Here is a 9,218-nt window from a genome sequence, read left to right on the forward strand (position 1 = left end):
GTAGGGCTCGGTGGTGAAAAAGCCCAGCTTGCTCTCGATCTCCTCCCGGCTGTGGCTGTCGAATTCCTCCTTCAGCCAGGCGATGGCCTGGGCCACCCCCTCCTCGCCGAAGGCAAAGCGCCGCTCCTTCACATCCTTCGTCTTCTCCAAACACCACACACCCATCCAGCACCAGGCGGCCAGCTCGTCACCGTCGCGCAGGACCTTATAGTTGAACTGGCCCGCATTGCCGGACACCGGATTCTTGTTCTTGTACCACTGCATGGGGTAGTTGGGATAGTTGAAATGGATCATCTTCGCATCTCCTTTTCGGGCCCGGCGCACGGGTATTTTCATTATTATAGGTCTTTTCTGCAAAAAATGCCACCAATCCGGCAGGTTTTGCTGCCTGCTCTTGCATCCCTGACCTAATTATATTACAATAAAAGCCAAAAACAGTAACGTTTGTCATTGTTTCTTATCCGTCAAGAGAGGGGTGTGCACCATGAAGATCGGTTGCCTGATCCTGGCCAGCGGTCAGGGCAAACGCTTTGGCTCCAACAAGCTGCTGGCGGACCTGTGCGGACGGCCGCTGCTGGCGCATGCTCTGAACAGTCTGCCTCCCGGCGTGTTTGCCAAGGTTCTGGTGGTTACCCGCTGGCCCCAGGTGGCACAGCTGTGCGCGGCGCAGGGCGTCGCCTGCCTGCTGCACGACCGGGAGGACCGCAGCGATGTGATCCGCCTGGGCATCCGATATATGGAAGGCATGGACGGCTGCCTGGTCTGCCAGGGCGACCAGCCCCTGTGCCGCCCGGCCAGCCTGGCCGCACTGGCACAGGCCTTTGAGCGCCAGCCGGGGTGCATCCATCGCCTTGCCTGGCAGGGGGTGGGCGCAAGCCCTGTGCTGTTCGGCGCGGCTCATTTTGCCGCACTGGCCAGCCTTCCCCCGAAAACCGGCGGCAGCGCCGTTTTGAAACGTTTCCCACAGCAGGTCCGGCTCACCGAAGCCCAGTGCGCCTGCGAGCTGTGGGATGCCGATACCCCCCAGGCCCTGGAGCGCATCGCCCGGGCCCTGCAGCCCCCCTTATCTCCATGATCCCCAAAGGAGTGTCCCCCTCATGCTGTTTGCCATCTGCGACACGCAGCCTGCCGATGCACGGCGTCTTTCCGACCTGCTCGATCACTATCTGGAGCAGAACGATCTTCACTGCCGGGTGGAGCATTTCAGCCAGCCGGAGCTGCTGCTGGAATTCTGCCGCAATCACCCCTGTACCGCCGTGTTTTTGCAGGTGACCACCGCCGGATGCCCCAATCTGGAGATTGCCGGCCGCCTGCGTGCGCTTTGCCCTGAAACACCGGTGATCCTGACCTCGGATTCCCTGGACTGCGCACCGGATGGTTACCGGGTGCGGGCCTTCGCCTATCTGCTCAAGACCCGCCTGCCGGAAAGCTTCACCGCCTGCATGGACAGCCTGTGGGATCTGCTGTTCTCTGCCGCCAACACCCTGTGCCTGCGGGCAGACCGGGAGGATGTGTTCCTGCCGCTGGAGCAGATCCGCTATTTTGAAGCCTCCGGGCACATGGTCACCGCCCACTTTTCCGCCTCGGCACTCTGGAGCACCCGGACATTCCGGGTGTCCATTCAGGAGATCGCCGACCGGCTGGAGGGGCGGGACTTTCTGCGGGTGCAGCGCAGCTTCGTGGTGAACCTGCGCTACGTGGACCGCTTCTCCAACTATATAGTCATCCTGAAAAGCGGTCAGCGCATTCCGGTTAGCGTCAAGCGTTTCTCCCAGCTGCGTCAGGAGTTTCTAAACTGGCAGAACCGCTGAGCCGCACCTGGCTTTTCGGCCAGGAAAACCCGCGTTTTGTGTCGCATCGCATTGATTCTGTGCATTTTCGGTTCTCTATTTCGTAAAATGCGTTATAATAATGGTACGCAGTTCCGGTTTGGGCGGAGCTGCGGGAATTGCACGATCTCTTCGGAGTCGGTCAAGGGAACACAGGCCGCCGCATACCCGCTATGGGTACGCGGCGGCCTGTGTTTTTGTCGTTTTTTGGTTTTATTGCATCCGGCAGCCGTAGCGGCGCAGCACCGCTTCCATCACGCCGCCCGCCACCGCCCGGGCCTTGTCCGAGATGGTGGTGTAGTCAGCTTCCCGGCCACGGGGGTCCACGTCGCCGCACTTGAAGCCCTGCGTGACCTGGATGCCCTCATGCAGCATGCCACGGATCATGCCGGGGATCTGCACCTTCAGGTCCACGCCGTCCACCCGGGCCACCGTCTGCCCGGCCTGGACCAGATCGCCGATGGCACACAGCGGCTCGAACCGGCCGCTGACGGTGCTGCGGATGATCCGCTCGCCGGTGTAGCCCATGATGTTGCCAGGTAGGCCGGAATTGGGGGCGGCGGGGCCCTCCTCGATCACCCGGCCCAGCCGATGACCGCGCTTTGTTTCCACCACATAATGGCAGTCCTGCCCGGCGCAAAAGCCGGGGCCCACCCCAATCACCAGCGGCGCGTCGGTGATGGCGGTGCCCAGATTTTTCTTGGCCAGCACCGCGTCCACCACTGCGGCGGGCTGCAGGGCCTTGATGCACGCGCCCTCCGGGTCCGGGATCACCGCCACACAGCGCTTCGCCAGCGCCGCCCGGGCCGCTTCCAGGTCCGGGCAGGCCAGGGCGGTGACGCCCTCCACGGTGTACTCGCCCTCCTCCAGCGCGGTGGAGAAGGCCACCGTGCGGCGGATGCAGGTGGGCTGGGGCAGGTCGGTCATAACCACGTCAAACCCGCACTGCCACAGCCGCCAGCCGATGCCGGTGGCAATGTCTCCGGCGCCTCGAATCACAATCAGCATATCGATTCCTCTTTCCATTCCTTTTTCTTTAAAGCAGCGCTCACCACGCGGGCGCTGCTTGTTTCTTTTACAGCCCGCACCACCCGGCGCAGGTCCGCCGGGTCACATGCATCGCTCTGGTTCAGCAGGATCACAAACCGCCGCCCTTCGCTGCCCTTGGCCAGGCCCCAGGGCTCGGCCGCCAGCCGGGCCAGCTGCTCAGGCGTCACCGGCCGGGCCGGGTCCGTTTCCAGCCGCCGGGCGGCCAGCTCAGCCCGGAAGCAGACCTGCTCCAGCGGCCGGCCCAGGCTGGAAAGCCCCAGCACCGCCACCACCAGCCCGGTTTTTGCGGGCAGGGCGGGCTCATGCTCCCCGGGAGTCTTGCAGGGCAGGCGGCGGGAGCCGTCCGCCTCGGCCAGCACATAGTCCGCCGGCGTCAAAAAGTTCTCCACCTGCTTGTCGCTCACCCCGGTCAGCTTGCCCCGCGCATCCAGCGGCCCGGCGGCCACCGCCAGCCCGGTGCGCTCCAGCACCGCCGCAATGCCTGCCGTATCCTCCGGCGAAAACACCGGGCCGTAGCGCTGCTCCTCCGGCGGGAACATGTGGGTGGTGGTGGTCACGATCACCTTTTTGCCCGCTTTGGCCAGCTCTTCGGCCAGAGTCAGCATGGCGGTGGTCTTGCCGCCCGCCCCCACCAGTGCGGTCACCCCGGGGCGCACCCCCAGAAGGCTGCTCAACGTCTCGTTCATCGCCTGCTCCTTTCCCCATTTTCCGGCATCCGTTGTGTAACTTTCAGTATAACGAAAACCCGCCGCCTGTGCAAGGGGCCCGCCGCCGGGTTTTGCTTGTAACCGGTCCCAAACCGCCGTATAATAAAAGGGCAAAATTCCGGCCGCAAAAGGAGGACCTGCCATGGAGGACCGCGACCTTATTTTTGAGACCGTATCGCTCGCGGGCGAGATTCTGCTGGCCTCCGGGGCCGAGATCTCCCGGGTAAGCGATACCATGGAGCGCATTGCCCGAGCCTACGGCAACCCCGGGCTGGATACCTTTATTTTAAGCAACGGCGTGCTGCTGTCCACCGGGGGCGGGCCCCGCAGCTACCGGGCCCGGGTGCGCCACATTCCCCTGGGCGGCGGTCGGCTGGACCGGATCGACGCGGTAAACCAGCTCTCCCGTGAAATCGAGCTGGGGCTGCACACCCCCGCCGAGGCCCACGAGCGGCTGGAGGCCATCCGGGCCATGCCCTCCAAGCCCCGCTGGCAGCAGGTGCTGGCCTCGGGGATCGGCAGCGGGACCTTTGGCTATCTGTTCGGCGGCACCGGCCGGGACGCGGCTGCAGCCTTTCTGTGCGGGCTTGTTCTGTATCTTTACTTTTTGTATCTGGTGCGAGGGCGTCTTTCCAAAATCGCCATGAACATCAGCGGCGGGGCGCTGGTCACCCTGTGCGCGCTGCTCCTGACTCATCTGGGGCTGGGCAGCAATCTGGAGATGGTCACCGCCGGTGCGGTGGTGCCGCTTCTGCCCGGCGTGGCCTTCACCAACGGCATCCGGGACATTGCCGACGAGGACTATATTTCCGGCAGCGTGCGCCTGCTGGACGCGGTGCTGGTGGTGGCCTGCCTGGCCCTGGGCGTGGGCGCGGTGATGGCCGCCTATACCGCATGGGGGGTGTGAGCATGCAGCGTTTTCTTTGCGAGGTACTGGCGGCGGGCATCGGAACCGCGGCCTTCGCCCTGATCTTTCACGTGCCCAGCCGGTATTACCTGCGCTGCGGCATCACCGGCTCGGCAGGCTGGCTGGTCTACCTGCTGTTCAAGCCCTTCTGGGGGGTGCTGCCCGCCATCTTTCTGGCCACCTTCGCGGTGCTGTGCATCTCCCGGTTTTCGGCGGTGCAGATGCGCTGCCCGGCCACCATCTTTCTGATCTCCGGCATCTTCCCGCTGGTGCCCGGTCTCGGCATCTACCAGACCGCCTACGCCATGGTGAACAACGCCACCGCCGAGGCCGGCCAGATCGGCTTTACCACCCTGAAAACCGCCATCGCCATGGTGCTGGCCATCCTGCTGGGGCTGGAGCTGCCGGGCAGCTGGTTCCGCCGCCTGGCCGCCCCCTGGACCAAGTGACCCCTTGTTGAGGTAACCTCTTATGATCGACCTTGCCCACCTGGAAAAATACCGGGAGAACAACCGCCTGGAGGCAAAGCGCGCCCAAGGCGGACTGCCCCGCAGCAGCTGGGAGACCTACTCCGCCGACCCGGCCCGGGTGAGTGTCAACATTCTGCGTCCCTCCGATGTATGGGTGGACGAGAGCGGCGGCAATCGGATCGTGATCATCCATGTGCCCCGCGCAGGCCGCCGCGACCGGCCGGTGTACCTGGGCACCGACCCCTTCTCCGGTGCCTACCGGCGGGGCGGCGAGGGGGACTATCACTGCTCCGCCGAGGAGGTGCGGGCCATGATGCGCGACCAGGCAGATCTGCCCCGGGACCTGACCCCGCTGGAGGGGCTGGACCAGAGTGCGCTCTGCCCCGACGCGGTGACCCGCTACCGGGCCCGGCTGCTGCGCTGCCGCCCCGGCCATGTGTGGGGCGAGCTGAGCGACGCAGGTCTGCTGCTTCGGCTTGGGGTGCTGGCCCGCGCCAGGGACGGAGCCCTCTGCCCCACCGCCGCCGGGCTTTTGCTTCTGGGCGAGGGGTGGGCCATCCGCTCGGTGTGGCCCCATTTCAGCCTTTCCTACCGGGAGCAGCTGCAGCCCGGCCTTGCCTGCTGCCTGCACTCGGACGGCACGAACTGGAACGGCGCACTGTTTGATTTTTATTTTGCGGCGGCTCACCGCATTTGCGCTGACCCCCGCCTGCCCGCTGAGCCGGACCACCCGGTGCAGCTGGCGGTGCGGGAGGCTCTGGCCAATGCCCTGATCCACGCGGACTACCAGGACCGCCGGGGCCTGACCATTGAAAAACGGGGCCACCGGCTTTACATCACCAACCCGGGCTGTTTCCCCATGGAACCGGCCAGCGCCCTGGCCGGCGGCGTGAGCGACGCCCGCAACCCGGGCCTGAGCGAGCTGTTCCGGCTGGTGGGTGTGGGGCGCCGGGCGGGCAGCGGCCTGCCCCAGATTCAGGCGGTGTGGCGGCTGCAGGGCTGGGAGGAGCCCTCCATCCGGGAGGAGCTGTGCCCCGGTACCACCTGCCTGCGCCTGACCTTTGCGCCCCGCCCCGCGCTGCCGCCCCGGCCTGCGGCCAGCGGCAGTCAGGCTCTGCTGGAATACCTCACCGACCAGGTGAGCGCCAGTCCCGCCCAGCTGGCCGGTGCACTGCACCTGACCTCTGGTCAGGTATGCCGGATGCTGGCCCGGCTGGCTGCCATCGGCGCGGTGGAGCCCGCCGGCAAGAACACCTGGCAGCTGAAACGCTGAACCAAACAAGCAAAAGGCCCCGGCCGTATCCAAGAGATACGGCCGGGGCCTTTTTTCATTTTTGTTCGTGCTGCAGGCGCATCAGCTCCACAAACCGGCGCAGCACCGGGTTTGCCTTCAGGGTCTTGTAATACATACCGAAGGACAGCGGCTCAACCCCGGCCAGCGGCCGCAGCACCAGCTCCGGGTCCGGGGGTGCCAGCAGCCGGGGCATCACCGCCAGACCGAACCCGGCCTTCACCAGCGTGATCACCGCCTCCGGCGACTCGCCGAAGAACAACTCGCCCGGTGCGCGCTCACCCAGCAGCTGTGCCTGTACCCGGGCAATGCTCCGGGGGGCCTTGCGGTGGTCGCCCAGCACCAGCCGCTGCCCCCGCAATTCCTCCAGGCTCAGCGGTCCCTCCCCCTCCGGCGCCTGCAGACGGGTGGTCACGCAGACCATGGGGGTTTTCTCCAGCTCGGCATAGATGCCGGGCGCTTTTTTTGCCTCGTTTTCCTGGAAGCTCAGAATCACATCCACGTGCTCCTCCTCCAGAAGCCGGTACAAAAAGTCATAGGGCACCACCTGCAGCCGGGGATGCAGGTTGGGGTAGCTTTGGGCCAGCTGCCGCAGCGGCTCGTGCAGGCTGAACAGATGGGTGTAGCCGTGGCAGCCCACCGAAAGCTCACAGAGCTCCCCCGCCGCCGGGTTCTCAAACCGCTTTTTTGCCCGCATGGCAATGGTCATCATGCCGTTGGCGTCGTGCAGAAACAGCCGCCCCGCCTCGGTGAGTTCCACACTGCGGGTGGTGCGGCGGAAAAGCTTTGTGTTCAGCTCCTCCTCCAGCGTGCGGATCTGATGGGTCACCGCGGGCTGGGTCACGTTCAGCCGCTGGGCGGCCCGCGCAAAGTTCAGGGTATCGCTCACCGCCAGAAATCAGGCCAGCTGAAAGGTATTCACCGCGCATTCCTCCCATTTCGATTAATAAATTCTGTTTATCAATAGTGACATTTTTTGAATTCACTTACAACCGGCCCGGCCCTATAATAGAACCGTTGCAGGCGCTGCCTTTGCGCCCGCAATGTTCCACAAAAACGGATTCCACAAGGAGGAATGACTATGATAAAAACCCTGATGCGGCAAATCGGCCGTACCGGGCGGACTCCCTGCTTGCTCCCCTGTTGACTGCTCTGGAGGTGCTGATTCCCTTCATCACCGCCGCCATCATCGACAAGGGCATCGAGGCGGGCTCACTGCACGAGGTCTACCGCTACGGCATCATCATGCTGGTGCTGGCCTTCGTGAGCCTGGCCTGCGGCGTGCTGGCCGGACGTTTTGCAGCCCGGGCCTCGTCCGGCTTTGCCTGCAATTTGCGGGACGGCATGTACGAAAACATCCAGACCTTTTCCTTTTCCAACATCGACAAGTTCTCCACCTCGGGCCTTGTGACCCGCATGACCACCGATGTGATCAACCTGCAGAACGCCTACCAGATGATTCTGCGCATCGCGGTGCGCGCGCCCCTGATGCTCATCTGCTGCATGGCCATGTGCTTTTTCATTAATCTGCGGCTGAGCCTGGTCTTCCTGGCGGCCATTGTGGTGCTGGGCGGCGCGCTGATTCTCATCATGCGCCGCACCATTCCCATCTTCGACCAGGTGTTCCGCCGGTACGATGATCTGAACGCCAGCGTGCAGGAAAACGTGAGCGCCATCCGGGTGGTAAAGGCCTATGTGCGGGAGGAGCACGAGACCGAAAAATTCACCAAGGCCGCTCAGAACCTGTACAACCTGTTCGTAAAGGCCGAGGGCCTGCTGGCTCTGAACAACCCGGTGATGATGCTGGTGGTTTACGGCTGCATCATCACCCTGTCCTGGTTCGGCGCCCACTTCGTGGTGGCGGGCAGCCTGACCACCGGCGAGCTCACCTCCCTGTTCAGCTATGTGATGGGCGTTTTGATGTCGCTGATGATGCTCTCCATGGTCTTTGTTATGGTGACCATGAGCGCCGCCAGCGCCCATCGTATCGCCGAGGTGCTTACCGAGACCCCGGACATCACCAGTCCCGCCAATGCGGTGCACGAGATCGCCGACGGCAGCATCGACTTTGACCATGTGAACTTCTGCTACAAACACGGCTCCACCGGTGAGGACGCCCTGCACGACATCGACCTGCACATCAAGAGCGGCGAGACCATCGGCATCATCGGCGGCACCGGCTGCGGCAAATCCAGTCTGGTGAACCTGATCAGCCGCCTGTACGACGCCACCGAGGGCAGCGTGAAGGTGGGCGGCCGGGATGTGCGGGAGTACGACACCGAAGCCCTGCGGGACCAGGTGGCCGTGGTGCTGCAGAAGAACGTGCTGTTCAGCGGCAGCATTCTGGATAACCTGCGCTGGGGCAAGGAGGACGCCACCGAGGAGGAATGCCGTCAGGCCTGCATCCAGGCCCAGGCGGACGAGTTCATCCAGCGCCTGCCGGACGGCTACAACACCCACATTGAACAGGGCGGCTCCAACGTGTCCGGCGGCCAGAAGCAGCGGCTGTGCATCGCCCGGGCCCTTTTGAAAAAGCCCAAGGTGCTGATTCTGGACGAAGCCACCAGCAGCATCGACACCCGCACCGAGGCACTGGTGCAGCAGGGCATGGATGCTCTGATGACCGGCCGCACCACCTTTGTGATCGCCCACCGGCTTTCCGCCGTAAAGAACGCCGACTGCATCATGGTGCTGGACGACGGCCGCATCAGCGATGTGGGCACCCACGACCAGCTGATCGCCCAGAAGGGCCGCTACTACCAGCTGTACACCGGCAACGCCATCGGGGCGTAAGCCGGCTGACAAAAAACGCCCGCGGATTTGGCAAATCCGCGGGCGTTTTCTCTGTCTGAACACAAAAAGAAAACCCACAGGCGAACCTGTGGGTTTTTGGTGGAGAATTAGGGACTCGAACCCCAGACTTCCTGCGTGTGATGCAGGCACTCTAACCAGCTGAGCTAATCC

The 9,218-nt window shown here is 64.0% G+C and carries 10 protein-coding genes; 6 read left to right on the plus strand and 4 right to left on the minus strand.

Annotation, left to right across the window (positions count from 1 at the left end; translation table 11 throughout):
- The coding region (locus tag J7G73_RS12240) for a hypothetical protein (protein ID WP_367114002.1) at nt 1–294 on the minus strand (294 nt) is incomplete at its 3' end.
- Nucleotides 295–484: 190 nt separating this feature from the next.
- Here J7G73_RS12240 and J7G73_RS12245 point away from each other — a divergent pair.
- Together J7G73_RS12245 and J7G73_RS12250 are read left to right on the plus strand one after the other, a co-directional pair.
- Nucleotides 485–1,075, plus strand: a complete 591-nt coding sequence (locus tag J7G73_RS12245) for a nucleotidyltransferase family protein (RefSeq protein WP_291246459.1) — start codon at nt 485–487, stop codon at nt 1,073–1,075.
- 22 nt (nt 1,076–1,097) lie between these two features.
- Entirely contained in the window at nt 1,098–1,811 is a 714-nt protein-coding gene (locus J7G73_RS12250; protein WP_291246460.1) for a LytTR family DNA-binding domain-containing protein, read from the plus strand.
- A 231-nt stretch (nt 1,812–2,042) separates the two neighbouring features.
- Here J7G73_RS12250 and yqeB read toward each other — a convergent pair whose 3' ends face one another.
- Together yqeB and yqeC are read right to left on the minus strand one after the other, a co-directional pair.
- Nucleotides 2,043–2,837 (minus strand): selenium-dependent molybdenum cofactor biosynthesis protein YqeB, encoded by a 795-nt coding sequence (gene yqeB, locus J7G73_RS12255; RefSeq protein WP_291246461.1) that lies wholly within the window; start codon nt 2,835–2,837, stop codon nt 2,043–2,045.
- The gene (gene yqeC / locus J7G73_RS12260; RefSeq protein WP_291246462.1) at nt 2,831–3,565 is read right to left on the minus strand and encodes a selenium cofactor biosynthesis protein YqeC; all 735 of its coding nucleotides are present in this window, start codon (nt 3,563–3,565) and stop codon (nt 2,831–2,833) included. Before yqeC ends, yqeB begins: the two co-directional genes overlap by 7 nt.
- Before the next feature lie 163 nt (nt 3,566–3,728).
- On the opposite strand from yqeC, the gene J7G73_RS12265 reads away from it, so the two are divergent.
- The 3 genes from J7G73_RS12265 to J7G73_RS12275 are packed head-to-tail and all read left to right on the plus strand — an operon-like array spanning nt 3,729 to nt 6,236.
- Nucleotides 3,729–4,493, plus strand: a complete 765-nt coding sequence (locus J7G73_RS12265; RefSeq protein WP_291246463.1) for a threonine/serine exporter family protein — start codon at nt 3,729–3,731, stop codon at nt 4,491–4,493.
- Nucleotides 4,494–4,495: 2 nt separating this feature from the next.
- Entirely contained in the window at nt 4,496–4,942 is a 447-nt protein-coding gene (locus J7G73_RS12270) for a threonine/serine exporter family protein (RefSeq protein WP_087295949.1), read from the plus strand.
- A gap of 22 nt (nt 4,943–4,964) precedes the next feature.
- Nucleotides 4,965–6,236, plus strand: coding sequence for an ATP-binding protein (locus tag J7G73_RS12275; RefSeq protein ID WP_291246464.1), 1,272 nt, complete (start codon nt 4,965–4,967; stop codon nt 6,234–6,236).
- A 55-nt stretch (nt 6,237–6,291) separates the two neighbouring features.
- On the opposite strand, the gene J7G73_RS12280 is transcribed toward J7G73_RS12275, so the two are convergent.
- Nucleotides 6,292–7,143: a LysR family transcriptional regulator gene (locus J7G73_RS12280; RefSeq protein ID WP_291246465.1), complete on the minus strand. Its 852-nt coding sequence runs from the start codon at nt 7,141–7,143 to the stop codon at nt 6,292–6,294.
- Between the two features lie 254 nt (nt 7,144–7,397).
- On the opposite strand from J7G73_RS12280, the gene J7G73_RS12285 reads away from it, so the two are divergent.
- Nucleotides 7,398–9,047 carry an ABC transporter ATP-binding protein gene (locus J7G73_RS12285; RefSeq protein ID WP_291246466.1) on the plus strand — a complete coding sequence of 550 codons (1,650 nt, stop codon included), beginning with the start codon at nt 7,398–7,400 and terminating at the stop codon, nt 9,045–9,047.
- Nucleotides 9,048–9,218: the final 171 nt, after the last annotated feature.

It is taken from the genome of Allofournierella sp., assembly GCF_017889395.1.
In the GTDB taxonomy this organism is placed as follows: domain Bacteria; phylum Bacillota; class Clostridia; order Oscillospirales; family Ruminococcaceae; genus Allofournierella.